31 protein-coding genes and 1 tRNA gene are annotated in these 25,406 nt (G+C 42.6%); 25 read left to right on the plus strand and 7 right to left on the minus strand.

Annotated features, from left to right (window positions below; all coding sequences use genetic code 11):
- Positions 1-15 precede the first annotated feature (15 nt).
- Entirely contained in the window at positions 16-285 is a 270-nt protein-coding gene (gene rpsN, locus MHI44_RS16395) for a 30S ribosomal protein S14 (RefSeq protein ID WP_003233455.1), read from the plus strand.
- A gap of 17 nt (positions 286-302) precedes the next feature.
- Here rpsN and MHI44_RS16400 read toward each other — a convergent pair whose 3' ends face one another.
- Positions 303-776 carry a hypothetical protein gene (locus MHI44_RS16400; protein WP_339202436.1) on the minus strand — a complete coding sequence of 158 codons (474 nt, stop codon included), beginning with the start codon at positions 774-776 and terminating at the stop codon, positions 303-305.
- A 1-nt stretch (position 777) separates the two neighbouring features.
- On the minus strand, positions 778-978 hold the full coding sequence (locus tag MHI44_RS16405) for a helix-turn-helix transcriptional regulator (protein WP_009966860.1): 201 nt from the start codon (positions 976-978) through the stop codon (positions 778-780).
- Positions 979-1,171: 193 nt separating this feature from the next.
- Between MHI44_RS16405 and MHI44_RS16410 the strand changes: the two genes are divergently transcribed.
- A tRNA-Gly gene (locus tag MHI44_RS16410) sits at positions 1,172-1,245 on the plus strand.
- 90 nt (positions 1,246-1,335) lie between these two features.
- Here the strand turns inward: MHI44_RS16410 and MHI44_RS16415 are convergent.
- Positions 1,336-1,959 carry a B3/4 domain-containing protein gene (locus tag MHI44_RS16415; protein WP_052720005.1) on the minus strand — a complete coding sequence of 208 codons (624 nt, stop codon included), beginning with the start codon at positions 1,957-1,959 and terminating at the stop codon, positions 1,336-1,338.
- An 82-nt stretch (positions 1,960-2,041) separates the two neighbouring features.
- On the opposite strand from MHI44_RS16415, the gene queG reads away from it, so the two are divergent.
- From queG to MHI44_RS16510, 19 genes are all read left to right on the plus strand, one after another.
- The gene (gene queG / locus MHI44_RS16420) at positions 2,042-3,202 is read left to right on the plus strand and encodes a tRNA epoxyqueuosine(34) reductase QueG (RefSeq protein ID WP_046160365.1); all 1,161 of its coding nucleotides are present in this window, start codon (positions 2,042-2,044) and stop codon (positions 3,200-3,202) included.
- 66 nt (positions 3,203-3,268) lie between these two features.
- A complete protein-coding gene (locus MHI44_RS16425) occupies positions 3,269-4,204 on the plus strand; it encodes an amidase domain-containing protein (protein ID WP_339202438.1) in 936 nt (311 codons plus the stop codon).
- A gap of 37 nt (positions 4,205-4,241) precedes the next feature.
- On the plus strand, positions 4,242-4,724 hold the full coding sequence (gene trmL, locus MHI44_RS16430) for a tRNA (uridine(34)/cytosine(34)/5-carboxymethylaminomethyluridine(34)-2'-O)-methyltransferase TrmL (RefSeq protein ID WP_010886453.1): 483 nt from the start codon (positions 4,242-4,244) through the stop codon (positions 4,722-4,724).
- A gap of 125 nt (positions 4,725-4,849) precedes the next feature.
- Positions 4,850-5,491, plus strand: a complete 642-nt coding sequence (locus tag MHI44_RS16435; protein WP_033883013.1) for a YhbD family protein — start codon at positions 4,850-4,852, stop codon at positions 5,489-5,491.
- A complete protein-coding gene (locus MHI44_RS16440; RefSeq protein WP_339202439.1) occupies positions 5,482-6,195 on the plus strand; it encodes a polymer-forming cytoskeletal protein in 714 nt (237 codons plus the stop codon). The genes MHI44_RS16435 and MHI44_RS16440 overlap by 10 nt, the downstream gene beginning before the upstream one ends.
- A gap of 11 nt (positions 6,196-6,206) precedes the next feature.
- Positions 6,207-6,914 (plus strand): polymer-forming cytoskeletal protein, encoded by a 708-nt coding sequence (locus MHI44_RS16445; protein WP_041851047.1) that lies wholly within the window; start codon positions 6,207-6,209, stop codon positions 6,912-6,914.
- A 349-nt stretch (positions 6,915-7,263) separates the two neighbouring features.
- Positions 7,264-9,159, plus strand: coding sequence for a serine/threonine protein kinase PrkA (prkA, locus tag MHI44_RS16450; protein ID WP_003233433.1), 1,896 nt, complete (start codon positions 7,264-7,266; stop codon positions 9,157-9,159).
- 179 nt (positions 9,160-9,338) lie between these two features.
- On the plus strand, positions 9,339-10,517 hold the full coding sequence (gene yhbH, locus MHI44_RS16455; RefSeq protein ID WP_003233432.1) for a sporulation protein YhbH: 1,179 nt from the start codon (positions 9,339-9,341) through the stop codon (positions 10,515-10,517).
- Between the two features lie 159 nt (positions 10,518-10,676).
- Positions 10,677-11,141 carry a MarR family transcriptional regulator gene (locus MHI44_RS16460; RefSeq protein ID WP_003233431.1) on the plus strand — a complete coding sequence of 155 codons (465 nt, stop codon included), beginning with the start codon at positions 10,677-10,679 and terminating at the stop codon, positions 11,139-11,141.
- Between the two features lie 35 nt (positions 11,142-11,176).
- Positions 11,177-11,842 carry an HlyD family efflux transporter periplasmic adaptor subunit gene (locus MHI44_RS16465; RefSeq protein ID WP_014476241.1) on the plus strand — a complete coding sequence of 222 codons (666 nt, stop codon included), beginning with the start codon at positions 11,177-11,179 and terminating at the stop codon, positions 11,840-11,842.
- A 40-nt stretch (positions 11,843-11,882) separates the two neighbouring features.
- Entirely contained in the window at positions 11,883-13,481 is a 1,599-nt protein-coding gene (locus MHI44_RS16470; RefSeq protein WP_003233429.1) for an MFS transporter, read from the plus strand.
- Positions 13,482-13,503: 22 nt separating this feature from the next.
- Positions 13,504-14,034: an NAD(P)H-dependent oxidoreductase gene (locus tag MHI44_RS16475; RefSeq protein WP_015252498.1), complete on the plus strand. Its 531-nt coding sequence runs from the start codon at positions 13,504-13,506 to the stop codon at positions 14,032-14,034.
- A 12-nt stretch (positions 14,035-14,046) separates the two neighbouring features.
- The gene (locus MHI44_RS16480) at positions 14,047-14,421 is read left to right on the plus strand and encodes a hypothetical protein (RefSeq protein ID WP_003233427.1); all 375 of its coding nucleotides are present in this window, start codon (positions 14,047-14,049) and stop codon (positions 14,419-14,421) included.
- Positions 14,421-14,576, plus strand: a complete 156-nt coding sequence (locus tag MHI44_RS16485) for a hypothetical protein (protein ID WP_003233426.1) — start codon at positions 14,421-14,423, stop codon at positions 14,574-14,576. The genes MHI44_RS16480 and MHI44_RS16485 overlap by 1 nt, the downstream gene beginning before the upstream one ends.
- A gap of 4 nt (positions 14,577-14,580) precedes the next feature.
- The gene (locus MHI44_RS16490; RefSeq protein WP_003245465.1) at positions 14,581-15,342 is read left to right on the plus strand and encodes a hypothetical protein; all 762 of its coding nucleotides are present in this window, start codon (positions 14,581-14,583) and stop codon (positions 15,340-15,342) included.
- Positions 15,343-15,344: 2 nt separating this feature from the next.
- The gene (locus tag MHI44_RS16495) at positions 15,345-15,710 is read left to right on the plus strand and encodes a GntR family transcriptional regulator (protein ID WP_003233424.1); all 366 of its coding nucleotides are present in this window, start codon (positions 15,345-15,347) and stop codon (positions 15,708-15,710) included.
- Position 15,711: 1 nt separating this feature from the next.
- Positions 15,712-16,410, plus strand: coding sequence for an ABC transporter ATP-binding protein (locus MHI44_RS16500; protein ID WP_144482640.1), 699 nt, complete (start codon positions 15,712-15,714; stop codon positions 16,408-16,410).
- A 16-nt stretch (positions 16,411-16,426) separates the two neighbouring features.
- On the plus strand, positions 16,427-17,344 hold the full coding sequence (locus MHI44_RS16505; RefSeq protein WP_144482651.1) for an ABC transporter ATP-binding protein: 918 nt from the start codon (positions 16,427-16,429) through the stop codon (positions 17,342-17,344).
- Positions 17,337-18,278: an ABC transporter permease gene (locus MHI44_RS16510; protein WP_003233421.1), complete on the plus strand. Its 942-nt coding sequence runs from the start codon at positions 17,337-17,339 to the stop codon at positions 18,276-18,278. The genes MHI44_RS16505 and MHI44_RS16510 overlap by 8 nt, the downstream gene beginning before the upstream one ends.
- Before the next feature lie 91 nt (positions 18,279-18,369).
- Here the strand turns inward: MHI44_RS16510 and cspB are convergent, their stop codons facing one another.
- Entirely contained in the window at positions 18,370-18,573 is a 204-nt protein-coding gene (gene cspB, locus MHI44_RS16515) for a cold shock-like protein CspB (protein ID WP_003224086.1), read from the minus strand.
- Between the two features lie 435 nt (positions 18,574-19,008).
- Between cspB and MHI44_RS16520 the strand changes: the two genes are divergently transcribed.
- Complete coding sequence (locus MHI44_RS16520; RefSeq protein ID WP_339202442.1) at positions 19,009-19,839, plus strand: MetQ/NlpA family ABC transporter substrate-binding protein; 831 nt, start codon at positions 19,009-19,011, stop codon at positions 19,837-19,839.
- Between the two features lie 2 nt (positions 19,840-19,841).
- Here MHI44_RS16520 and dgcK read toward each other — a convergent pair whose 3' ends face one another.
- Positions 19,842-20,921 (minus strand): diguanylate cyclase DgcK, encoded by a 1,080-nt coding sequence (gene dgcK, locus MHI44_RS16525; protein WP_015252491.1) that lies wholly within the window; start codon positions 20,919-20,921, stop codon positions 19,842-19,844.
- Positions 20,922-21,092: 171 nt separating this feature from the next.
- Between dgcK and tcyP the strand changes: the two genes are divergently transcribed.
- Positions 21,093-22,484, plus strand: a complete 1,392-nt coding sequence (gene tcyP, locus MHI44_RS16530; protein WP_003244685.1) for an L-cystine transporter TcyP — start codon at positions 21,093-21,095, stop codon at positions 22,482-22,484.
- Between the two features lie 39 nt (positions 22,485-22,523).
- Here the strand turns inward: tcyP and MHI44_RS16535 are convergent, their stop codons facing one another.
- The gene (locus MHI44_RS16535) at positions 22,524-22,970 is read right to left on the minus strand and encodes a hypothetical protein (protein ID WP_015252490.1); all 447 of its coding nucleotides are present in this window, start codon (positions 22,968-22,970) and stop codon (positions 22,524-22,526) included.
- A 149-nt stretch (positions 22,971-23,119) separates the two neighbouring features.
- On the opposite strand from MHI44_RS16535, the gene MHI44_RS16540 reads away from it, so the two are divergent.
- Complete coding sequence (locus MHI44_RS16540) at positions 23,120-23,689, plus strand: YhcN/YlaJ family sporulation lipoprotein (RefSeq protein WP_015252489.1); 570 nt, start codon at positions 23,120-23,122, stop codon at positions 23,687-23,689.
- Positions 23,690-23,809: 120 nt separating this feature from the next.
- Positions 23,810-24,778 carry a hypothetical protein gene (locus MHI44_RS16545; protein WP_003245770.1) on the plus strand — a complete coding sequence of 323 codons (969 nt, stop codon included), beginning with the start codon at positions 23,810-23,812 and terminating at the stop codon, positions 24,776-24,778.
- On the opposite strand, the gene MHI44_RS16550 is transcribed toward MHI44_RS16545, so the two are convergent.
- Complete coding sequence (locus MHI44_RS16550) at positions 24,710-25,363, minus strand: spore coat protein (protein ID WP_009966881.1); 654 nt, start codon at positions 25,361-25,363, stop codon at positions 24,710-24,712. The two genes, MHI44_RS16545 and MHI44_RS16550, sit on opposite strands and share 69 nt — an antisense overlap.
- Between the last annotated feature and the right edge of the window lie 43 nt (positions 25,364-25,406).

Raw genomic sequence — 25,406 nt, forward strand, 5'->3', positions numbered from 1 at the left:
GGGAGGCTATGTGACTTGGCTAAAAAATCAAAAGTGGCAAAAGAGTTAAAACGCCAACAGCTTGTTGAGCAATACGCTGGTATTAGACGCGAGTTGAAGGAAAAAGGAGATTACGAGGCACTCAGCAAGCTGCCAAGAGATTCAGCACCGGGAAGGCTTCACAACCGCTGCATGGTAACGGGGCGCCCGAGAGCATATATGAGGAAGTTTAAAATGTCCAGAATCGCTTTCAGGGAGCTGGCCCATAAAGGCCAGATTCCCGGTGTGAAAAAAGCAAGCTGGTAAGAAAAAACTCCGGCCGATTACAGCGCGCCGGAGTTTTTTTCGTTTTTCTTGAAAGAGATGACGTAGGAAAGGTGCTGGATGATCATGATGATAAACACAATAATAATAGGGAAAAACGGAATGCGCGATTGAAATAGCGGATAAAAAATGAGAAGAACCGCTGCGGCAGGCAGCGAGAAGTAGACAGCGATATATGACGCGCGACATGCTTTTGCCGTCATCATCTGCTCTCTTTCATCCTGCTCTTCAAACTCATCAGGCAGAAGTAGCTGCTTTCTGGCAGGGCGGCTTTTTTTCTGTAAGTACAAATAAACCGCAGACGCCGCAACAAACAGAATAAAGGGGGTGAGGTTTAATTCAAATACCATCCCGCCGCTCTTTGTGCCGAAAAAAGATGCTATGCCTGCTGAGGCTTCAAAGTATGAAATCAGCGTCCAGCATGCAAGGCCAAATAATACAAGGTGAAAAGCTGCTTTTGTTTTCATGCTCATCTTAGTTTTCCTCCTCTAACCAAAAGACATCCTCCATTTTCATGGAGAAGGCTTTGCAGATTTTCAGTGCTAACAGCAGTGAGGGAACATAATCGCCTTTTTCAATCGCTGCCACAGTCTGTCTTGTGACGCCGACCGTTTCTCCGAGTTTTTCCTGAGAATAGCCGAAGCGTGCCCTCAGCTCTTTTACTTTATTTTTCATCATGACGTCTGTCCCCTTCACTTTCTCGATTTATTATATTGTATAGTATACTTAACATTATGTAAATGGAACTTAACAACTTTACAAAAAGATAACTTTTTTTCGACAAAATTTTTATATTCCCTTGACGAAAAATAAATAAACATGTAATATAAAAAAAGTCAGAGCGGTACTGTTACTGACAACCACAAATGCGGGTGTAGTTTAGTGGTAAAACCTCAGCCTTCCAAGCTGATGTCGTGAGTTCGATTCTCATCACCCGCTCCATACATACGTTATTAACGCAGTGTTTCGTTTCTCAGATAAACGAAGTATTGCGTTTTTTTATGTAAAAAAGAACACGACATTCGTGTTCTTTTACGTAAGCCAATGTACTGTATGGGTGCCGCCGTGAATTTGTTCAAACATTTTCGTTAATGATGATAAGAGGTTAACAGCGCTGCTTTTCTCAATAGATGGCGGGAAAAAAATGATTTGCAGCATATTCTTAGTCTCGTTTGAAACGGGATAGTGGTTGACGCTGTTTTTGAAATCGCCAAAAATGCCGTTTTCATCAGAGAAAAGCAGTATGTTTTCTTTTTCTCCCAATGAGATCCGGACCGGCTCATGAAGCTTTCCGGCATCATAAATCATAATAGGCAGAGAATATTTTAATGCGAAAAAATCGATTGTGTCATGGGCCGAGTCCTTACTTTCCATGAATTGTTCCTTGGATATCGGGAGCAGCATGTCCTCCATTGGGGTTGTTTCTCCCTCAAATGAAGGGTTAAGCTGTTTAAAGAGTTTCTGCCATTCCTTGACGAAGGATTCATCGGATATACCGCCGTCCGCATAGTCGAAAAACAAGGATTCTTGAAACAGGCGGAGTCTGCCTTTCAGCATTTGCGGTGAGGAGCCGACTTCGATATTCTCATAAATGACAGCAGCTGCATGTAAGCCGGCCGCACGTTCAGTAATAACAGAATCAAGTTTGATATTCACTAGCATTCACTCCAGTTACGTGATATCAACCTATTATAAACGCTGTATCGTTTTATCACAAAGAAAGGAGGCTGTGCAAAACATGAACGTTTATCAGCTCAAAGAAGAATTAATTGAATACGCGAAAAGCATTGGCGTGGACAAGATTGGTTTTACGACCGCTGATACTTTTGACAGTTTAAAAGACCGTTTGATTCTTCAAGAATCACTCGGCTATCTCTCCGGCTTTGAAGAGCCGGATATCGAAAAAAGGGTGACGCCGAAGCTTCTTTTGCCGAAAGCGAAATCAATAGTGGCAATTGCTCTCGCATATCCTTCCAGAATGAAGGATGCGCCGAGAAGCACGAGAACTGAGCGCAGGGGCATTTTTTGCAGAGCCTCCTGGGGAAAAGACTATCATGATGTGCTGAGGGAAAAGCTTGATCTGCTGGAGGATTTTCTAAAAAGCAAGCATGAGGATATCAGAACGAAGTCAATGGTTGATACAGGTGAATTGTCTGATCGCGCCGTTGCAGAACGTGCCGGCATCGGATTCAGTGCGAAAAACTGTATGATCACAACACCCGAGTATGGCTCTTATGTGTATTTGGCGGAAATGATCACAAATATCCCTTTTGAGCCTGATGTGCCGATTGAAGATATGTGCGGGTCCTGCACGAAATGCTTGGATGCCTGTCCGACGGGAGCCCTGGTTAATCCCGGGCAGCTTAATGCGCAGCGCTGCATCTCTTTTCTGACCCAGACAAAAGGATTTTTGCCTGATGAATTCCGGACAAAAATCGGAAACCGCCTGTACGGGTGCGATACGTGCCAAACGGTATGCCCTCTCAATAAAGGGAAGGATTTTCATCTTCATCCGGAAATGGAGCCTGATCCTGAGATTGCCAAACCGTTATTGAAGCCGCTTTTGACCATCAGCAATCGGGAATTTAAGGAGAAATTCGGGCATGTCTCAGGTTCTTGGCGCGGAAAAAAACCGATTCAGCGAAACGCCATTCTCGCGCTTGCGCATTTTAAGGATGCTTCCGCACTGCCTGAATTGGCGGAACTGATGCACAAGGATCCGCGTCCTGTCATCAGGGGGACAGCCGCATGGGCAATCGGAAAAATCGGAGACCCCGCATACGCGGAAGAGCTTGAAAAAGCGCTGGAAAAAGAGAAGGATGAAGAGGCAAAGCTGGAAATTGAAAAAGGAATTGATTTGCTAAAAGCTTCAGGCATGACTAAACAAGGCTTGTCCTGACATACGTATAGAGCAGAAGGAAAAAACACTTGAGATCATCCAAGTGTTTTTTCTCTATAAAAAAGTATGGCGGGTGGGGTGAGCTTGAAGCACATTTTAGAACAATTAGCGGAGGAGCGGCTGGGCTTTCTGGTTAACGGGCATGCTATGAGACAGGAGTCTCAAGTCGGAGACCTTAAAGTCATGGAGCGTAAGAAAAAGCTTCTGGAAAAACGTAAAGTTGACATCATAAAAGCGAAAGCAAAGGCCGTGATTAATCATGTGCGGGTTGAGGATGACGGAACGACCTGCCTTTCGTATACCATCCATTACGAATACGTGTGTAAGGAACAAGATGACAGCTTGTATATAGAAGAGCACATAGAGGAGCGAATAGCTTTCCTGTATGATCACATTTTGATTAGTGATCAGGAAATTGCGAAAAAGCCGGCTGGATTTCATGAAGGGACCAGTATTATTGACTATTCTGAAGCTGAAGAGGAAAGAGAAGCGTTTGGCAGGGCTTTTCAATACGATCGTCTCGGCGCTGTCCAATATGCCGAGAAATTTTGGAACAAGCGCAATCCTGCTTATAAAAATTTCAGCGATAACTGTACAAATTTTATTTCTCAGTGTCTTCATGCAGGAGGCGCGCCGATGCGCGGTCATCCGAACAGGGGATCAGGCTGGTGGATGAAACAAAGCTCATGGAGCTACAGCTGGACGGTGGCTCACTCTATGAAAATGTATTTGTCGAATTCAAAGGCCGGACTGCGTGCGGTGCGGGTGAAATCAGCGGAAGAACTGATGCCGGGCGATGTGATTTGCTATGACTTCGAAGGAGACGGCCGGTTTAATCATACAACGATTGTCGTGGCAAAGGACAAAGGCAATATGCCGCTTGTCAACGCCCAGACTTATGATAGCAGGATGAGGTATTGGTCATATGAGGATTCTGCGGCATACACGCCGTCAATACGATATGCCTTTTTTCATATCGTTGATGATACGACAAAAGAGTAATTAATGTTATAATGATGGGCGGATAAGAAAAACAGAGGTGAACATTGTGGCATTACATGTCGTTTTATATCAACCAGAAATTCCCGCTAACACAGGGAATATTGCACGTACTTGTGCAGCAACCAATACAACGCTACACCTGATTCGTCCGCTCGGCTTTTCAACGGATGATAAAATGCTGAAGCGTGCCGGACTCGATTATTGGGAGTTTGTTAACGTTGTGTATCATGATTCGTTAGAAGAATTGTTTGAGGCATATAAAAAAGGCAAGTTTTTCTTTATTACAAAATTTGGCCAGCAGCCTCATACATCATTTGATTACACTGATCTTGACGAGGATTATTTCTTCGTGTTCGGAAGAGAAACAAGCGGTTTGCCAAAGGATTTAATTCAAAATAATATGGACCGCTGCCTGCGTCTTCCGATGACAGAGCACGTCAGATCGTTAAATCTGTCCAATACTGCCGCAATTCTTGTTTATGAAGCGCTGCGCCAGCAAAATTACCGTGATTTAAAATAGTGAAAAAACCCGCTCATCGATGATGGGCGGGTTTTTTTGCGGATGTTGAAATGCTTTGTTTCGTTTTTGGGCTTAACAACGTAACAGTGTTATGTTACAATGTACCCATCAAAGGAGCTGGACTTATGGAAGAACAATTAATCTCTAAAAAAGAATTACTTGAAAGAACATCGATTTCATACGGTCAGCTGTATCGATGGAAGCGGAAAAACTTAATACCTGAGGAATGGTTTATTCGTAAATCCACATTTACAGGGCAAGAGACGTTTTTTCCGAGAGAGGAGATTTTAAAACGTATATCAATGATTCAAAAGATGAAAGAAAATTTGTCTTTGGATGAAATGAGGGAAATGCTGTCGCCGAAAATGAAGGATGTCAGCATGACCGCTGATGAATTGCTTCATAAAGGTTTGGTTTCAAGGCCTGCTCTTGAAGCCTATTCAGAAGACGGAGGAAGTCCGGTTTTTTCATCCAGCGATTTGCTTTCGCTATATGTGCTTGAGGGACTGCTGCAGTCTGGAAATGTCAGCCTTGCAGAAGCAAAAATGGCTGCAGAGGTATTAAAGAAGCATGATAATGAAGAGATTGAAAAACAGACGGAGCTGATTGTGCTCCGCAAGCTCGGTGTCACAACTTGTTTTATAGCGGCTGCGGCGGACAGCATTTTGTTTGAATCATCCGTAAAGGTTGTGGAACGGGTAGATTTATTAAAAGCTTCAGAGGAATTAAAAACAACATTTATGCAGGAGGGCCATCGATGGATGTAGTGGAAAAGCTGGTGATAAACGGATCAGGAAGTTCAAAGGGAGGAACATTTCAATCTGTTGAGATTAATGGCAGCGGGACAGTGACCGGGGACGTGGAGTGTGATACTTTTTCTTTTAATGGAAACGGAAAAGCTGACGGCAGCGTTAAAGCGAAAGCGGTAACCATCAGCGGTTCAGGAAAGATACATGGAGACGTTGAAGCAGAATCTATCTGGATTAATGGCACTGGTTTTATCCAAGGAGAGGTATCTGCAAAACAATTGAAAATCGCTGGATCATCAACATTTGGCGGCACTGTCAAGGCTGATGGCATTGACATTAGCGGAAAAGCTGTCATGGAAGCAGATTGTGAAACGGAAACCTTTCAATCAGAAGGGAAATGCAAAATCAGCGGGCTTTTAAATGCAGACCAGGTGATCATTAAGCTTTCTGCAGGGGAAAGCTATGCGCGGGAGATCGGCTGCCGCCATCTTCAAGTGACCTGCAGAAAAGGAATGCTGACATTGCTCAGATTGATGCCGCAGCCTGTTCTAACAGCAGAGCTGATCGAAGGTGACGTGATTGAATTGACAAATACAAAGGCGAAAACCGTGCGCGGAAATAAAGTGGTCATCGGCCCGGATTGCCAGATTGAAACCGTCGAATACAGCGGGGACTATACCTGTGATCCAAGCGCATCGGTTGAAACATCCACAAAGTTGTAAGGAGGATCGTAATGGAGACAACAAAACTGGGAAATTTAAAATTATATGGCGCTGGGCATGCCGCAGGAGGCGCGTATCACAATGTCAGCATCAAAGGAGAAGGTGTAGTTGGAGAAGGGCTGTCTGCTGTAGGCTGCCGCATATACGGAACGGGCCTTTTTCTCGGAAAAGCAGAGACTGAGCGGCTGCGTGTGCTCGGAGAAAGTGAATGTAAAGGCGATCTGACAGCCGGCAAAATCAATATATATGGGACAATGAAAGTCAGCGGCTCACTTCAATTTGATCGATTCAATCTGAAAGGCCAGACTGAAATTGGCGGGAATATGACTGGAGAATCCTGCGATGTGAAAGGGAAGCTTAGCGTAAAAGGTGATTGTGAAACAGAAATGTTCCATGTCACAGGCTGTGTTGATGTATCGGGGTTATTAAATTCGGGTGAGATCAAGCTGGGATTGAGCCATGATATAAGCCATGTGCAGGAAATCGGCGGAACAACAATTACAGTGAAAAGACGCGCGAGTTTTTTTTATCGGAAGAAAGTGAAGCTGATCGCCGATGTCATAGAAGGCGATCGGGTTTATTTGGAGAATACCGAAGCGGCAGTCGTCAGGGGAAAAGAAGTGATCATCGGGCCGGGATGCAGTATCGGAACAATTGAGTACGAAAACAAATATGAATGCGATCCGCATTCACAGATTAAAGAAAAAACAAAACTGTAAAACATTGTTCTGTTATACAAAAAGGGTGCTCTTTCAGGAGCACCCTTTTTTATTCTTTTCCAGGCTTGCTTTCGTATCCTGCGGTAAAAATTGATACTAAAAAAGTGACAATGACACCCATCATGATGATTGTTTTCACCGTCTCTCCCCCTCTTCAATTTTTCCGTGCTGTCCGAGTCTGGATGATTCTGTATTTTTCTTTATTATGAACGGTCGCGGTCTGCCTTGTCAACGATGTATAAGTATCTTTATTTTTAAGAAACCAAAGCATGTATCACGGGATGGCGGCATAGATTGTATCAAAGTACCTTATTTGCATAGTGTATCAAACATGATAGAGGAGGTCCTTATGGATATATTAAAGAAAATTGAAAAGTACAGAGAGGAAGAGCAGCGGCTGAAATGGGAAGGAACTTTCGCCGATTATTTGGAGATTATTAAAGAAAATCCGATGGTCGCGCAATCTGCTCATTCTCGAGTTTTTAATATGATAAAAGACAGCGGGATAGAGGAGATTGACGGACGCAAGAAGTACAGTTTTTTTGACCGCGAGCTGTTCGGGCTTGAAGAATCTCTGGAGCGTCTTGTGGAAGAGTATTTTCATCCGGCTGCCAAACGTCTAGATGTCAGAAAGCGGATTCTATTGCTGATGGGGCCTGTGAGCGGCGGTAAATCCACGCTGGTCACAATGCTTAAAAAAGGTCTCGAAGCGTACACGCTGACAGATAATGGCGCTGTATATGCGATTAAAGGCTGCCCGATGCACGAGGACCCTCTACATTTAATCCCCCATCATTTACGCGATGACTTTTACAGGGAATACGGCATTAGAATAGAAGGAAGTCTTTCTCCTTTAAATGTCATGAGGCTGGAGGAAGAGTACGGAGGAAGAATTGAGGATGTGAAGGTGGAGCGCATCTTCTTTTCAGAAGATAAGCGTACGGGAATTGGAACATTCAGTCCCTCTGATCCGAAATCTCAGGATATTGCCGATTTGACGGGGAGTATTGATTTCTCAACAATCGCCGAGTACGGTTCAGAATCAGATCCGCGTGCTTACCGGTTTGACGGAGAGCTGAATAAAGCGAACCGCGGGATGATGGAGTTTCAGGAGATGCTGAAATGTGATGAGAAATTTCTCTGGCATTTGCTTTCCTTGACACAGGAAGGGAATTTTAAAGCTGGGCGGTTTGCGTTAATTTCTGCTGATGAGCTGATCGTGGCTCACACGAATGAAACGGAGTATCGCTCATTTATTTCTAATAAAAAGAATGAAGCCCTGCACTCAAGAATCATCGTGATGCCGGTTCCTTATAATTTAAAAGTGTCTGAGGAAGAGAGAATTTATGAAAAAATGATTGCAGAAAGCGATGTGGCGGATGTTCATATTGCCCCGCATACGTTGAAGGTCGCCGCGATGTTCTCAATCCTTACCCGGTTAAAAGAGCCGAAGCGGTCGGATATTGATCTGGTCAAGAAAATGAGACTGTATGATGGAGAAAGTGTGGAAGGATATAATTCTGTCGACGTTGAGGATATGAAAAAAGAATATAATGATGAAGGCATGAGCGGCATTGATCCGCGGTACGTGATCAACCGGATTTCTTCAACGATTATCAGAAAAAATATGGAATCGATTAATTCTCTCGATGTCCTTCGCTCCTTAAAAGAAGGTCTTGATCAGCACCCATCAATTTCAAGCGAGGACAGGGAGCGGTATTTGAATTTTATTTCTGCCGCCCGCAAGGAATATGACGACATTGCGAAAAAGGAAGTTCAAAAAGCGTTTGTGTATTCATATGAAGAATCAGCAAAAACACTTATGGACAATTACCTCGATAACGTAGAGGCCTATTGCAATAAAAACAAGCTTCGTGATCCTTTGACAGGAGAGGAAATGAACCCTGACGAAAAGCTGATGAGATCCATCGAAGAGCAGATCGGCATTTCGGAAAACGCCAAAAAAGCGTTCCGCGAAGAAATTTTAATCCGCATCTCAGCCTATGCGAGAAAAGGCAAGCGGTTTGATTACAATTCCCATGAAAGACTGCGTGAAGCTATTCAGAAAAAGCTGTTTGCTGATCTGAAGGATGTCGTTAAAATTACGACCTCAACAAAAACGCCGGATGAGCAGCAGCTGAAAAAGGTAAATGAAGTCGTGGCCCGTTTAATTGATGAGCACGGCTACAACTCGACGAGCGCCAATGAGCTGCTGAAATATGTCGGCAGCCTGCTGAACCGATAAGCAACGTGACCCGTCCGAATAGGGCGGGTTATTTTGTCCCATTTTCTAAATAGTTTGTCAATTAAACATGCATATGTGCATATGATGAATATAAATCTTTTCAAAAGACTTGTTTCATAATCTGGCACAAGCCGGAATACGTATGTATCACGACCACAAATGGTTAAGGAGGGGAATTCATGTCCCAAAATGACAGCGGCCATTTTTTGATTTCTGAGGAAAACTGGTCCCTCCATCGCAAAGGCTTCGATGACCAGCAGCGCCACCAGAAAAAAGTGCAGGAAGCGATCAAAAACAATCTTCCGGACCTCGTAACTGAGGAAAGCATTATTATGTCTAATGGAAAAGATGTAGTGAAGATCCCAATCCGTTCACTTGATGAGTATAAAATCCGTTATAACTATGATAAAAATAAACATGTAGGGCAAGGAGACGGCGAGAGCCAGGTTGGAGATGTTGTGGCCCGGGATGGTTCAGACAAAAAACAAGGGCCTGGAAAAGGGCAGGGTGCCGGTGATCAGGCAGGCGAGGATTATTATGAAGCGGAAGTTTCATTAATGGATTTAGAAGAAGCGCTTTTTAAAGAATTAGAGCTTCCGAATCTCCAGCAAAAAGAGCGGGACAATATCATTCATACAGATATCGAGTTTAATGATATCCGTAAAACAGGGTTAACCGGTAATATTGATAAGAAAAGAACGATGATGTCAGCCTTTAAACGAAACGCAATGTCAGGAAAACCGTCGTTCTATCCAATATATCCGGAGGACCTGAAATATAAGACGTGGAATGACATCACAAAGCCCGAATCAAAAGCCGTCGTTTTAGCAATGATGGATACAAGCGGCAGTATGGGGGTTTGGGAAAAATACATGGCCAGAAGCTTCTTTTTCTGGATGACCCGTTTTTTGCGGACAAAATACGAGACTGTGGAAATTGAATTTATTGCCCATCATACAGAAGCAAGAGTGGTCTCGGAGGAGGATTTTTTCTCAAAGGGAGAAAGCGGCGGAACAATTTGTTCTTCCGTATATCGGAAGTCGCTTGAGCTTATTGATGAAAAGTACAATCCCGCCCGCTATAACATTTACCCGTTTCATTTTTCTGACGGTGACAACCTGACATCTGATAACGCGCGCTGTGTGAAGCTGGTCAATGATATTATGAAGAAGGCCAATCTGTTTTGCTACGGCGAGGTCAATCAGTACAACAGGCATTCAACGTTAATGTCTGCATATAAAAATGTAAAAGATGAGAAATTTAAGTACTATATTTTAAAACAGAAATCTGATGTTTTTCAGGCTCTAAAGAACTTTTTCAGAAATGAAGAGTCTGGTGTAAGCCATCAATTTTCGTAATGAAAAGCCCATTTCAGGGCTTTTTTTTATTTAATAAAAGCAAGAAAACGCTTGCGAAAAAAATACGGGAGAAAAAGAAATTTTTCCTTTGACAAATCTTCTTTCATTTATTAATATTTTATCTTGTGAACTATTATTGAGGAATGAGGTGAAAAGGAGTTGACTGAATCAGAACGTGCTTTGCTCACTTTTGAACAGCTCTTCGATACGTCTCGGGCGATATATAAAAAACAGAAGAAGATATTGGAGATTGTGCTTGAGCCTTTTGATATTACAGTCCTTCAATATTTGCTGATGTTTAAAATTCATCAAAGCGGAAGCACCCCGCTAAGCAAGCTGGCAATGTCGCTTGATCTTAAGCCTGCTTCTGTGACGCGGATGACAGATATTCTGTATAAGCGCCAATTGATGAATCGATATGACAGTCCGGATGACCGCCGTATCGTCATGATTCAGTTAACCGAAGAGGGGGAAGAACTGATAGAAAAAGCCGCTGTGCAATATGCAAAAATGGGTGCTGGCTTGTACCAAAAGCTTGATACCTCCCAGCTGCAGTATTTGCGCAAACTAGCCGGAAGCTTAACGAAGCTTGCTGAAGGCTGTTCAGAAAAAAGCGGTAATTAAAAACTTCTCACATATTTTCACCAGCTTTCCGCAAAATGATAGAGGATGAAACGAAAGGAGAAAACAAAATGAACAGAGGACGTTTAATTCTGACCAACATTATCGGTTTGATTGTTGTTCTTGCAATTATAGCTGGAGGTGCTTACTACTATTATCAAAGCACAAACTACGTAAAAACAGATGAAGCAAAAGTAGCGGGCGATATGGCTGCTATTACTGCTCCAGCAGCAGGTAAAGTATCTGACTGGGATCTGGACGAAGGAAAAACAGTGAAAAAAGGCGACACAGTTGCAAAAATCAAAGGTGAACAAACTGTTGACGTAAAATCCATTATGGATGGCACAATTGTGAAAAACGAAGTGAAAAACGGACAAACCGTACAAGCTGGTACAACAATTGCACAAACGATTGACATGGACAACCTATACATCACAGCAAATATTAAAGAAACAGATATTGCGGATATTGAAGTAGGAAATAGTGTAGACGTAGTAGTTGACGGAGACCCTGATACAACATTTGACGGTACTGTAGAAGAAATTGGCTATGCGACTAACTCAACTTTTGATATGCTTCCATCTACAAATTCAAGCGGAAACTACACAAAAGTAACACAAAAAATTCCTGTGAAAATTTCAATCAAAAACCCATCTGATAAGGTGCTTCCTGGAATGAATGCATCTGTTAAAATTTCTGAGTAAAACAGATCAGTCATCAAACCATGAAAGGAGGTTGTCTTAGATGGCTACAGGCAAAGAAAAAAATGCAAAAAACCCTATGTCATTGCTGATTGTGCTAATGGCGGGTTTATTTTTGGCAATCCTAAACCAAACACTGCTTAATGTTGCAATGCCGCACTTAATGACTGAATTTGGCGTAAGTGCAACGACGATTCAGTGGCTGACAACAGGTTACATGCTTGTTAACGGTGTATTGATTCCGTTATCTGCTTTCCTGATTACACGATTTGGCCAGCGGAGTCTCTTTCTCGTCGCGATGTTTTGTTTTACGCTCGGTACGTTAGTCTGCGGTATCGCACCTAACTTCTCTACAATGCTGATCGGCCGTTTGATTCAGGCCGTGGGCGGAGGTATCTTGCAGCCGCTCGTTATGACAACCATTCTGTTAATTTTCCCGCCTGAAAGCAGGGGGAAAGGAATGGGGATTTTCGGGCTAGCGATGATGTTTGCTCCAGCGGTCGGCCCGACTCTTTCCGGGTGGATTATTGAGCATTATACATGGCGCATTATGTTTTACGGACTTGTGCCGATCGGCGCAATTGTTATCATTGTGGCTTTCTTCATCTTTAAAAATATGGTGGAGCCGCAAAAAATCAAACTCGATACTCTTGGCGCAATCCTCTCGATTGTCGGATTCGCTTCCTTATTATACGGAGTCAGTGAAGCCGGATCTGACGGCTGGACCGACCCGATTGTATTGTCTACAGTTATTATCGGAGCCATTGCAATTGTTGCTTTTGTGGTTCAGCAATTGCGTCATGATGATCCGATGCTTGATTTCAGAGTGTTTAAATATGACATTTTCTCACTCTCGAGTGTCATTAATATCATTATTACAGTGGCACTTTACACTGGTATGTTCCTTTTACCGATTTATCTGCAAAACCTGGTCGGCTTTACGGCGCTTCAATCCGGTCTGCTTCTGCTTCCGGGTGCGATCGTTATGCTGATTATGTCACCGATCTCAGGTATTTTGTTCGATAAATTCGGACCGAGACCGCTTGCGATTATCGGGCTTCTCGTGACAGTGGTAACAACGTATCAATACACGCAATTGACAATTGATACACCATATACACACATCATGCTGATCTATTCAATTCGTGCATTTGGTATGTCTCTCTTAATGATGCCAGTCATGACAGCCGGGATGAACCAGCTTCCTGCCCGTCTGAACAGCCACGGAACGGCGATGAGCAACACGCTTCGCCAAATCAGCGGATCAATCGGAACAAGTTTAATTACGACGATTTATACAAACCGGACGACATTCCATTATTCACAAATTGCAGATAAAACAAGCACGGCGGACCCGAACTTCCTCCATGCGTTCCAAAATGCAGTTTCGAATTTAATGGTGAATATGAATGTGTCTTATGATACGGCGAAAACATATGTGTACTCACATATTTATAAACACGCATCACTCGATTCCAATGTCATGGGGATAAATGATGCCTTTATGTGGGCAACCTTATTCTGTGTAGCAGGTTTGATTTTAAGTATCTTCCTGCGTGACGTCAGAAAAGATAAATTGCGTAAGAAGAAAAAAGAGGAGCTTTCATTACTTCCTGCTCCAAAAGAAGCTAAGGAATCTTAATCTGTAAAGGGAGGTTTCCTGAATGAAAATTTATGTAGTGTATGATAGTGAAGGCGAACATACTAAAGTGCTTGCAGAAGCGATTGCTGAAGGCGCGAGAGAAAACGACACGGCTGAAGTGTTCATCGACCATGTAGATCAGGCTGATATCCGCAAGCTTAAAGATATGGATGCGATTATTTGGGGATGCCCAGGGCATTTCGGAACAATCAGCTCCGGTCTTAAAACTTGGATCGACAGACTTGGCTACTTGTGGGCTGAAGGCGAGCTGATCAACAAAGTCGGTGCTGTCTTCTGCACAACGGCAACGACACACGGCGGCTTGGAAATGACAATGCACAATTTAATCACGCCGATGTTCCACCAAGGCATGATCGTTGTCGGACTGCCTGGCAACGTGCCTGAAAACGCACTTTATGGCTCTTATTACGGAGCAGGTGTCACTTGTCCGGTAGACAGTGATGAGTTAATGTCTGAGGAAGGTATTCAGCTTGGACGCGCGTTGGGAAGACGTGTCAGCCAAGTCACAGGAAACCTAACAGCAGGACAGTAAGGAGAGGTTGAAATGGCCATTATTATAGCAATAATTGCTGCTGTCATTGTCATTGCGGCCCTTATTACATTTAACGTCCGCAACGCCTCACCTGGACCTGAGAAGCAAGAAGCAACCGATAGAATCGCACCTCCAGAAGAGGAGAAAAACGAAGCGCATTACCCTGCTGAAGCAAGGGCTGCCGAGCATACGCCATCCGTTGTCAAAAACGATTCTCCAAAAGAGAAGCGTGACACAATGGGTGATGATATTTACAGGCAGGCGCTGCAAAAGTTTAAGCATTCTGATGAAGTTCATGCAGAAGAAGAGGTCACTGAGGAAAGTGACAAAATGCAGGACCGCAGCTATCGTGATGCGCTGCTCTCTATGAAAAATAAGAAAAAGTAATGAAAAAGGCAAATCCGTTTACTCATGCGGGTTTGCCTTTTTTGCTGTTTCCATCAATTATGTTTTTATCAAATAAATCCATGGAATATGTTGTATTCCACCTTGATCTAGTGTACTATGTTACTCATACACCGAGGATTTTTTCCGGGAGGTAAAGACATGAATTCTTTTTTAGGTTTATTAAAGAAAGATATCAAGCTTTCAAGAATGTGGCTGCTAGTATGGATATGCGGAATCATTTTCTTATTGGGAACAGGCCATATTATAGCTTCTCGCACGAAAGAACCTCTAGTCATTTTTGGTTTTTTTGTTGCAGTTGCTTTTTTTCTGCTTTTCTTATCTCCTGTTTTTGTTTTTTATCACCTTCGCAAGGAAGGGAAATCACAGCTTTGGCTGTACAATCCAAATGGCGGCTTATGGCTGTTTTCTTCTAAATTGGCAGCATCTTTGCTCTATCAATTTGTGATTCAGTTGGCATTAACAGCCTATGGCATATGGATGTATCATATGCTCTCTGTAAAAAATCTGCTGGAGCATCAAGTTGATATAACGAGTACAGTGGCTTTGCTGAATATGTATGGGCTTATTTCTTCGTTAGATATGTCAGTAACAGTCATTGTGTTTTGGACTGTTTTTCACTCTCTCAGAAATTGGCGCGGAATGCGGTGGGCTGCGATGGTTCTGTTGGTCGCAATGTGGTTATTCTTCGATGAATACATCATAAGCCCTTTGGTTGAATCTCAAAAGCATTTCTGGCCTGTAACAGTCTATTGCAATTTTGATTTCCACTTCCACAATGTTTGGAGATTGGAACTAAAACCTATCCATCTGTCTGTGCTAGGGTTTCCTATTGCTATAGTCATCACATTCTTGCTGCTCATCATGGCTTCAAAACTGCTTGATCGTAAAGTAGAGGTGTAAATATGGACAATCAATTCCAATCCTCGAAACCGATTTATCTGCAGATCGCTGATCAGATCTTTTATAGGCTGGTCAGGAAGGAGCTGCTCCCAGGAGACAAGCTTCCTTCAGTAAGAGAAATGGCGATTCAAACTAAAGTAAATCCCAATACAATTCAAAGAACTTACAGTGAGATGGAAAGGCTGGGTATTGTGGAGACAAGAAGAGGTCAAGGGACGTTTATTGCGGAAAAAGCAGAAATCGTAGACGAGCTGAAAGACAAGCTGACACGAGAGGTGCTGGAAGGCTTTGTCAAGCAAATGAAAGAGCTGGGGCTAACGAAAGAGGAAATGTTAGAAGGGATTAAAACATTCACAGAGGGAGGCTAAAATGAAAATCAAGCTAGAACATGTATCAAAAAAATACGGCCGCCATACGGCCGTCAATGATGTGTCAATCACCCTATCATCCGGACGGATTTATGGCCTGATCGGACCGAACGGCAGCGGCAAGTCAACGACCCTGAAAATGATGGCTGGCCTTCTGTTTCCGACTTCAGGATTTGTGAAAGTTGATGAAGAGCAGGTTACGAGAGAAATGGTGCGTCAAACGGCTTATCTTACTGAGCTTGATATGTTTTATCCGCATTTCACTGTTAAAGATATGGTGAATTTTTATCAGTCGCAGTTTCCGGATTTTCAAACAGAACAGGCTTATAAGCTATTGAATGAGATGCAGCTGAATCCGGAAAAAAAGATCAAAAAGCTATCAAAAGGAAATCGGGGCCGGCTGAAAATCGTTCTTGCTTTAGCGAGACGGGCAGACGTCATCTTGCTTGATGAACCTTTTTCCGGGCTTGATCCGATGGTCAGGGATTCCATCGTAAACAGCCTTGTGTCGTACATTGATTTTGAGCAGCAGATTGTCGTGATCGCGACACATGAAATTGATGAAATTGAGACTTTGTTAGACGAAGTAATCATCCTCGCCAATGGAGAAAAAGTTGCGCAGCGTGAAGTAGAAGATATTCGTGAACAGGAAGGCATGTCTGTTTTGCAATGGTTTAAATCAAAAATGGAAGTTTGCTAGAAAGAGGAGGAATATGATGAAAACAGTGTTGGAATTGAAAAACGTGACTAAAAACATCAGAGGCCGAACGATCATTGATGATCTCAGTTTTACGATTCGTGAAGGCGAGGTATTCGGTTTTTTGGGACCAAATGGAGCTGGGAAAACGACAACCATCCGGATGATAGTGGGGTTAATGAAGCTGTCGAAAGGTGATGTCCTCATTTGCGGCCAATCAATTACGAAAGAATATGCCAAGGCGATTAAGCATATCGGAGCGATCGTTGAGAATCCCGAGCTGTATAAATTTTTGAGCGGATATAAAAATCTCCAGCAATACGCAAGGATGGTCAAGGGTGTCACGAAGGAAAAAATTGATGAAGTTGTTGAACTGGTCGGTTTAACAGACAGAATCCACGACAAGGTGAAAACATATTCTCTGGGGATGAGACAGCGTCTTGGCTTGGCACAATGCCTTTTGCATGATCCGAAAGTGCTAATTCTGGATGAACCGACAAACGGCCTTGATCCGGCGGGGATCAGAGAAATCAGAGATCATTTAAAGAAGCTGACCCGAGAAAGAGGAATGGCTGTCATCGTTTCAAGCCACCTGCTGTCAGAAATGGAACTGATGTGTGATCGAATTGCGATTCTGCAAAAAGGAAAGCTGATCGATATTCAAAATGTAAAAGATGAAAACATTGATGAGAACGATACATATTTCTTCCAGGTTGAGCAGCCGAATGAAGCCGCTGCTGTTTTAAATCAGTACGATTTGCTGAGTAAGACAAATGGTGTAGAAATCAAACTGGCTAAAGAGGAAGTCCCTGCGGTTATTGAATTGCTGGTGATGCAGCAAATCCGTATTTATGAGGTCAAGGTCATAACAAAATCTTTAGAGGACCGTTTCTTAGAAATGACAGGTGAAACAAAAGAGGAGGTTCAGCATGCTTAATTTGATTTATAATGAGTGGCTCAAAATTTTCAGCCGTGCCGGAACATGGGTGATGATCGGAATTCTGGGGCTGACAATGGTTGGATTTGCATTTTTGGCGAATCATTTTTCTGCTGGTGAATCAAATTCCCATTGGAAACAAGAACTTCAAGCACAAAACGCCGAATTAAAGAAAGAAATCAAAGAAGATCCTTCACTGAAAGATGGGTATAAAGAAACAATCACACTCAACGACTATCGCATCGAGCATAATATCCCTAGTGACACGGGCTATACGGTATGGTCTTATGTAACGGATTCGGCAAACTTTACCATCCTTACCGGTCTGTTTACTATTATCATCGCGGCCGGAATTGTCGCGAACGAATTTAATTGGGGAACGATTAAGCTATTAATGATTCGGCCGCTCAGCCGTTTTCAAATTTTGATGTCCAAATATATTACAGTTCTCCTGTTTGGGCTCCTATTGCTGTTGATTTTATTTATCGGTTCTACTTTATTAGGGTTAATCTTCTTCGGGACGGGTGGTGAAACCGCCGCGAACATTCATTTAATCTATAAGGATGGCCATGTCATTGAGCAAAACATGATGGGGCATTTGGCCACAACGTATCTTTCTGAATCCGTCTCGGCTTTAATGGTGGCGACGATGGCGTTTATGCTGTCTGCGGTATTCAGAAACAGCTCTCTTGCGGTTGGTTTTTCCATCTTCTTGTTGGTTGCCGGTACGACTGCAACTGCATTTATTGCAGCGAAATTTGACTGGGCAAAATATATATTGTTTGCTAATGTCGACTTGACTCAGTATGTGGATGGCACACCGTTAATAAAAGGGATGACTATGACGTTTTCTCTCGTCATGCTAGCGATCTACTTTATCATCTTCCTGTTGCTTGCTTTCGGAATCTTCATGAAGCGGGATATTGCAAACTAATAAAGAAAGCTGTTTTGCTTATGCAAAACAGCTTTTTTGTCAAAATAAAAACTGCAGGTTTGCACCTGCAGTTTTTCATATCAATTTATGCTTACGCTTCTTTAGTAACGTTAGCAGCTTGTGGTCCGCGGTTTCCTTCAACGATTTCAAAAGAAACAGCTTGGCCTTCTTCTAAAGTTTTGAAGCCTTCGCCTTGAATAGCAGAGAAATGAACGAATACATCGTCTTGACCTTCTACTTCGATGAATCCGAAACCTTTTTCAGAGTTGAACCATTTTACTTTACCTTCTAACATGAAATTTCCTCCTAAAGCGATCATAACGCTTAAATTCACTATTCTTGCTCTTAACAAACTTTCAAGACGAAAACTCTTACAAAACTTTCTTCTTAAAGATAGTTCGAACAAAAATAATTACCTTTACTCTACCAGTAATCTTCGGAAAAAACAACTGCTTATTGAAATTTTTTTCGGAAAATACCATATTTATTTTTCAATTTGATATTTATTTGCGGAAATTCATCTGCTTTCTCGATATGTGATCATACGTTTGCCTTAGTATTCTTTCATTTTGGGAAGATAAGTAATAGGAATTGACAACCTTATTGGATATGAGTAAGGTAAAAGTTAATCAATATTACAAATGACAACGTTTATCAACTAAGAGAGCGTATGATTTTTATGTCTGATATTGCTTGCATGCTCTAATACATAGATAGGAGTATGGTCACAATGAAAAAGTGGCTTATATGCAGTTTCGTCCTTGTTCTTCTCGATTCATTTACTGCATGTTCACCGTCTGCAGAACATGAATCGATAAAAATCGGGATTGCTGAGTCTGACGGGGCAATATGGAACTATATTGCTCAAAAGGCTGAAGAGGCAGGGCTGGATATTCAGCTGATCCCTTTTTCTGATTATGCGGAGTCTGATATCGCACTTGCTAACAAAGAAATTGATGCCAACGCCTTTCAAACCATTTCATATTTTCAGTCGTTCACCCAAAAATACAAACTTAATTTGACGCCGCTCGGGACGACATACATAACGCCCATGGGCATTTATTCAAAACGATATGACCGAATCCAAGATATACCGCGAGGAGCTGTCGTTTCTGTTCCGGATAAAGCGTTCGATTTTGGCGGGGCGCTTACAGTGCTCCAGGAAGCGGGTTTGCTAACGCTGAAAAACGGATTTAACGGAACAGGTTCAGTTGATATGATTAAAGATAATCCGAGACACCTGAAATTAAAAGCTGTCCGGCAACAGGGTGCAGTGAGCGGTGCCGACGTGTTTGTCATGAAACCATCAGAAGCAAATAAAGCGGGCCTGAACCCGAAAAAGCATACCCTAAAGAGCGGCGGACTCATGTCTGAGGAAGAGATGAATTTGATTGTTGTCAGAGCGGAGGATCAAGATCGGGAAGCGCTGCAAACTATTCTTGAGCTTTATCAAGCAGATGATACAGCGGCATTTATAGAAAAAGAATATCAGGGAGATCTTGTCCCGGCTTTTCTGCCTTTGAAACGTCTTTCAGATTGGAAGAATGAATTCGAACATTGAATTCATTCTTTTTTTTCTGAAAAACACACTCTGTTCCGTCCCGTTTCTTTCGCTTTGTAAAGCATTTGATCGGCAAGAATGGGCAAGGATCCTGGCTGTTCCGTATTATTGGGGTAATGAGCGGCCCCTAGTGATATCGTAACTGAAAGCTCGTCGCCGTTTGTTAATACAATCGGTGCATCACTTACAGTGCTCCTGATCCGTTCAGCGATCCGGGCTGCTTTATCAAGAGAACAGTTCGGCAGGAGCACGGCAAATTCTTCACCGCCGATCCGAGCGGCAGGATCAGTATTTCGGATGCTCTGCTTCAGACGTAACCCCAGCTCTTTGAGCACCTGATCTCCTTCATGATGGCCATATTGGTCATTGATGGTCTTAAAATGATCGATATCCATATAAATCAGTGCAAATTGAAAATGCGGGGTATCGGCCGCCTGCTGATACAGAGCTTTTGTGGTTTCTTCAAACTTTCTTCGGTTATACACGCCTGTTAAAAAGTCAAAGTGCGCCTGAAACTTATATTGTTTAAAAAGAAGATGTGCATTTGTTTCATGATCAATAATATATAAACTGAGCATGCCGCCCGCTATTGATATGATCCAAAAATACAAATGAAGTTCGTATGAATGTAAATCTATAAGAAAATAAAAGGAAAAGGAGATCAAGCTATTTGTGATTATTAAAAGATAGAAAGCATGTTTTAGTTGAACTTTTTTTCTTCTAGAAACAATGAGTGACGGGATGGCAGCGATACAAATGATAATAACCGAGTATAGTGCAGATGTGTTCATTGTAATCAGCAAGCGGCCTGCAGTGATCATGGCCAGGGCCGTTGCCGTTGAAACCCAGCCTCCATAAAGAGCGGCAATCATAATAGGGATATTTCGAAGATCAATAATTGAATGCTGATAGGTAAATCCAAAAACCATCAGAATAACCCCGAGTAAACCGCAGGCCAGTCCCTTAACAGCTTGAAAGGATATGCTGTCTTTTTTATGTACTAGCCTTTCTTTAAACAGGTGGGTGAAGAGATAATTAAATGTGATTAAAATGGTCAAATTTACAAACAGTTCTTTCAGCAATATTATCACCCTTATATAAGGTACTAAAGATGGAAGGGAAAGAAAAGAACAAAAAAGGCATTATATAAGGTTTTTTTACTTGAATTGATAAGTTAAAATAATTCGCACTTGACCCATCGGAATTAGTGTAATATAGTAAATGAGAAAATTTGAAGGGAGAGTTTACCTGCTTTGGAGACTTTACTGGTTGTATTACATGTATTTATTTTATTTTTACTTATCTTAGGGCTCTTTGTTATGCAGAAAAAACATGTTTCCTTCTCTAAACGTGTATTTACTGCGCTGGGGCTGGGAATTGTATTCGGATTTGCGCTTCAGCTGATTTACGGCCCGACTTCAAATATAGTCATTCAAACAGCCGACTGGTTTAATATTGCCGGGGGCGGATATGTCAAATTGCTTCAGATGGTTGTCATGCCGCTCGTCTTTATTTCGATTCTCGGCGCATTTACAAAGCTGAAGCTGACAAAAAATCTTGGGAAAATCAGCGGTTTGATTATCGGGATTTTAGTAGCAACAACAGCAGTTGCTGCAGCTGTCGGTATCGCGTCCGCGCTTTCATTTGATCTGCAGGCGATTCAGGTTGACCAAGGAAGTACAGAGCTTTCACGGGGACAGGAGCTTCAGCAGAAATCAGAGGATATGACAGCGAAAACGCTGCCGCAGCAGATTGTTGAACTGCTGCCTGGAAACCCGTTTTTAGATTTTACGGGAGCTAGACCGACTTCAACGATCGCTGTCGTTATTTTTGCCGCTTTCCTTGGAGTGGCATTCCTCGGCGTAAAACACAAACAGCCGGAACAGGCAGAAACATTTAAAAAACTGGTTGATGCCGTTTATGCCATTGTCATGCGTGTTGTCACACTCATTTTGAGACTGACGCCTTATGGGGTGCTGGCCATCATGACAAAAACAATTGCAACGAGTGATCTTGACAGCATTCTAAAACTGGGCATGTTCGTGATTGCATCATATGCCGCGTTAATCACTATGTTTATCATTCATTTGCTGCTGCTGACGTTCAGCGGCTTGAATCCGGTGATTTATTTGAAAAAAGCGGTGCCTGTACTTGTATTTGCATTTACGTCAAGGTCTAGCGCAGGTGCTTTACCGCTGAATATTAAAACACAGAGAAGCATGGGTGTACCGGAGGGAATCGCAAACTTTGCCGGTTCGTTCGGTCTTTCGATCGGCCAAAATGGATGTGCCGGCATTTATCCTGCGATGCTGGCGATGATGATTGCTCCGACTGTCGGCCAAAATCCATTTGACCCGGTGTTTATTATCACTGTTATCGCAGTCGTTGCCATCAGCTCCTTCGGGGTTGCCGGAGTCGGCGGCGGAGCGACATTCGCGGCGCTTCTTGTTTTATCATCATTAAACATGCCTGTCGCGCTCGCCGGTTTGTTAATCTCAATTGAACCGTTAATCGACATGGGGCGTACTGCTTTGAATGTCAGCGGAAGCATGACATCCGGTCTTATTACAAGTAAGGTCACAAAGGAAATTGATCAAGGGGCATTTCATGATCAATCCAGAGTGATTGAAGCTGAAGAAGCGTAACATATGAAAACGTGTAATCCAACAGGATTACACGTTTTTTTAACGGCCGGGTTCTAAGTCCTCCAGCATTTCCATCATCGTGTTGTCGTCCATGACATTCATTGCGCTTTGTTCAAAATGAATGGGTTCAGCATAATGCGGCTGTCTTTTTTTCGCGGGTGTCTCAGTTTGCCTAGTTTGAGACTGTGTATGCTGATGCTGTGGTTGCTGCTGTCCTGCGTGCTGGTGCTGACGGCCATTTTGCCGCTGGCTTTGATGTTGCGAACGGTCTTGGTTATCACCGCTGCTTCTGCTAAATGCTTGTTTGACCATGTTTCCTACATTAGAAGCATCAAACGTGTTATTTTCTGAATTTCGTCTGTTCATTTGTCCTGTGATAAACCCGCTGATTCTTTGGCGGATCTGAGGTGATAATGCAGCAATAAGCATAGTTGATCCTATGATCAATGCTGCGGGGCTGATTCCTCTTCGCTGGTTGAACAACATGATCCCTCCTTTGCAGTGTATTCATATTTTCCCCCTCGTTAGACAAATTAACCGTTATATTTCCCGGGAAAGCATTTCCTCCAGATTTGCATGCATAATTAAACCCAGTTAGAAAAACCTATAAGTAAAGTGATAAAGGAGGAATTCACATGTTTGGAAAAAAACAAGTCCTTGCGTCTATGCTTCTTATCCCTTTGCTTATGACTGGCTGCGGTGTAGCCGACCAAGGTGAGGGCAGACGTGATAATAATGATGTAAGAAACGTAAATTATCGAAATCCGGCCAATGACGATATGCGGAATGTAAACAATCGGGATAACGTTGACAATAATGTTAATGATAATGTCAATAACAATCGTGTAAATGACGATAATAAAAACGACCGAAAACTTGAGGTTGCTGATGAAGCAGCTGATAAAGTAACAGACCTAAAAGAAGTAAAGCATGCCGATATCATTGTGGCTGGAAATCAAGCCTACGTTGCAGTCGTTTTAACCAATGGAAATAAAGGTGCAGTAGAAAACAATCTGAAGAAAAAAATAGCCAAAAAGGTAAGATCTACTGACAAAAACATTGATAATGTTTACGTTTCAGCTAACCCTGATTTTGTAGAGCGTATGCAAGGATATGGAAAACGTATTCAAAATGGTGACCCAATCGCCGGATTATTTGATGAATTTACACAAACTGTACAGCGCGTATTCCCTAACGCTGAATAAATAAAAAAAGCCGCACAATTTGTGCGGCTTTTTCTTTGCGTTAATGACACACTGCGAACTCAGGCTGCATAGAGTAAAAATAAAAAGGTACAAGACGGACCGGCTCAGGGAGGGAGACGTTTGCGGGATGGCATAGGAAAGCGTGCGGCATCCGCTCTATTCCTGTGCGGAGTCCTTGTGATGCTGGCTGTAAGCTCAGCCATCGTATCAAGCGCGATGTATATCCTGTCTTTTCCAGGTCAGGCATCTGGAATAACAAAAGAACAAGTGACGAAGCACATGAAGAAAGAGTCATTCAAACAGGCCGATATTTATTACACTTCTAAGGAAAAGTCCTTACTGCCATTGACGAAAGAAACGCTTGAATATGCGGTCAGTATTAATCAGATTATGATTGGATATTCGAATCAAAAGCCTATTGACATTATTTTTTTTCCTAATGAAAAACAGATGGAGGCTTACTCCGGTTTATTGGATGTAGTTGGTTTTTATTCTGAACGGGAGCAGCTGATCGGATTGTTGCCTGAAGAGAAAAAGAAACTGTTAGAAGGGGACGAGGTAGCGGTTTATTTGTACCAGAGATTGTTGATTCATGAATACTCGCACCATGCGTTTCACCAGAAATTGAAGGAGCTTGAGACGGATCCCGATGAGTTTCCGTTATGGTTTCATGAAGGGTTAAGCGAGTGGATTGCGAACTATGAATTGCTCATAGATCCGATCACGTTTTCTGTCGTGCCCTTTGACCGTTTGCAGACTGATCGAGACTGGCAGGAAGCCAGAGCCGAATATGATACTGATGTCTATTTGCAAAGCTTTTATATGATCGATGAGCTGACGGACAAATATGGGAAAGACATTATTTCAGAAATGATTAAGGAAACAGCAAAAAAAGGGGACTTTGAAAAAGGGTTTAAATCAGCAACAAAGGAAAGTCTTGATCAATTTGAAAAAGATTTTAAGAAAAAATTCGAAAAAAACAGTGCGGCATTGGATAGTATCTATCCAATGCCTTTGTTATTAGTGAAGTCCTTGCTGACCCATTCCGCCTTGTGTCGGAGGCATTTGTCCTTGGGCAGGGGCGAATGAATTTCTCAGCTGTTCCATATCCTGCGCATCAAGCTGAGGAACCTGGTAATAGCCGTGTTTGTTTTGGTATAGGAAAATTTCAAATGCCATTTCAACATACTCCTGAATTTGCGCAGACAGTACGCGTCTTACGGCCGGATTTGTCATTTCCAGAGACGCCATCGTCAGCATAGAAGCTTGTGCTTTAATCGCGCAAAGCATTTGTCGGCTGATGATGCTGTCATCAATATCATTCATGGATTGAACAGGTTTTTTAGGCTGTGACGGCTGCATGCCGTAAACAGTCTGGTTGTCCTCCTTCATCATATAAGTTGCTGTTTTTTGTGAAGGTTCGCTTCCTGTTTTGAAGCATTCTGCAGTTATATTGTATTGAGATGTAATGAATTGATGTTGACGATCAAGGATGTTTAGTAATTCTTGATCCTTACAGAATTGTCTCAGCATCATAAACTGATCTAGCACAGTAAGTGTTCCGGAAAGCACCTCATGCATATCAAACATTTCATGTCCGCCGTGGTTTTTATGCGGTTTGCCAGGAATACCTTTGTTCATTTGGGATTGTTGCTGCTGATTGAACTGATCCAAACCGAATTCCTCCTTTTTTTTCAGATCAGCTGTATTTTGTGTC

The organism is Bacillus sp. FSL K6-1366 (assembly GCF_037976695.1).
GTDB classification, from domain to species: Bacteria; Bacillota; Bacilli; order Bacillales; family Bacillaceae; genus Bacillus; species Bacillus subtilis.

Bases quoted from the DNA above. Each gene is read 5' to 3' on its own strand.
- MHI44_RS16400 (WP_339202436.1), bottom strand. From the start codon at position 776: ATGAGCATGAAAACAAAAGCAGCTTTTCACCTTGTATTATTTGGCCTT.
- MHI44_RS16405 (WP_009966860.1), bottom strand. From the start codon at position 978: ATGAAAAATAAAGTAAAAGAGCTGAGGGCACGCTTCGGCTATTCTCAG.
- queG (WP_046160365.1), top strand. From the start codon at position 2,042: ATGAACGTTTATCAGCTCAAAGAAGAATTAATTGAATACGCGAAAAGC.
- MHI44_RS16425 (WP_339202438.1), top strand. From the start codon at position 3,269: ATGGCGGGTGGGGTGAGCTTGAAGCACATTTTAGAACAATTAGCGGAG.
- MHI44_RS16435 (WP_033883013.1), top strand. From the start codon at position 4,850: ATGGAAGAACAATTAATCTCTAAAAAAGAATTACTTGAAAGAACATCG.
- MHI44_RS16440 (WP_339202439.1), top strand. From the start codon at position 5,482: ATGGATGTAGTGGAAAAGCTGGTGATAAACGGATCAGGAAGTTCAAAG.
- MHI44_RS16445 (WP_041851047.1), top strand. From the start codon at position 6,207: ATGGAGACAACAAAACTGGGAAATTTAAAATTATATGGCGCTGGGCAT.
- prkA (WP_003233433.1), top strand. From the start codon at position 7,264: ATGGATATATTAAAGAAAATTGAAAAGTACAGAGAGGAAGAGCAGCGG.
- yhbH (WP_003233432.1), top strand. From the start codon at position 9,339: ATGTCCCAAAATGACAGCGGCCATTTTTTGATTTCTGAGGAAAACTGG.
- MHI44_RS16465 (WP_014476241.1), top strand. From the start codon at position 11,177: ATGATAGAGGATGAAACGAAAGGAGAAAACAAAATGAACAGAGGACGT.
- MHI44_RS16470 (WP_003233429.1), top strand. From the start codon at position 11,883: ATGGCTACAGGCAAAGAAAAAAATGCAAAAAACCCTATGTCATTGCTG.
- MHI44_RS16475 (WP_015252498.1), top strand. From the start codon at position 13,504: ATGAAAATTTATGTAGTGTATGATAGTGAAGGCGAACATACTAAAGTG.
- MHI44_RS16480 (WP_003233427.1), top strand. From the start codon at position 14,047: ATGGCCATTATTATAGCAATAATTGCTGCTGTCATTGTCATTGCGGCC.
- MHI44_RS16485 (WP_003233426.1), top strand. From the start codon at position 14,421: ATGAAAAAGGCAAATCCGTTTACTCATGCGGGTTTGCCTTTTTTGCTG.
- MHI44_RS16490 (WP_003245465.1), top strand. From the start codon at position 14,581: ATGAATTCTTTTTTAGGTTTATTAAAGAAAGATATCAAGCTTTCAAGA.
- MHI44_RS16495 (WP_003233424.1), top strand. From the start codon at position 15,345: ATGGACAATCAATTCCAATCCTCGAAACCGATTTATCTGCAGATCGCT.
- MHI44_RS16500 (WP_144482640.1), top strand. From the start codon at position 15,712: ATGAAAATCAAGCTAGAACATGTATCAAAAAAATACGGCCGCCATACG.
- MHI44_RS16505 (WP_144482651.1), top strand. From the start codon at position 16,427: ATGAAAACAGTGTTGGAATTGAAAAACGTGACTAAAAACATCAGAGGC.
- MHI44_RS16510 (WP_003233421.1), top strand. From the start codon at position 17,337: ATGCTTAATTTGATTTATAATGAGTGGCTCAAAATTTTCAGCCGTGCC.
- cspB (WP_003224086.1), bottom strand. From the start codon at position 18,573: ATGTTAGAAGGTAAAGTAAAATGGTTCAACTCTGAAAAAGGTTTCGGA.
- MHI44_RS16520 (WP_339202442.1), top strand. From the start codon at position 19,009: ATGAAAAAGTGGCTTATATGCAGTTTCGTCCTTGTTCTTCTCGATTCA.
- MHI44_RS16535 (WP_015252490.1), bottom strand. From the start codon at position 22,970: ATGTTGTTCAACCAGCGAAGAGGAATCAGCCCCGCAGCATTGATCATA.
- MHI44_RS16540 (WP_015252489.1), top strand. From the start codon at position 23,120: ATGTTTGGAAAAAAACAAGTCCTTGCGTCTATGCTTCTTATCCCTTTG.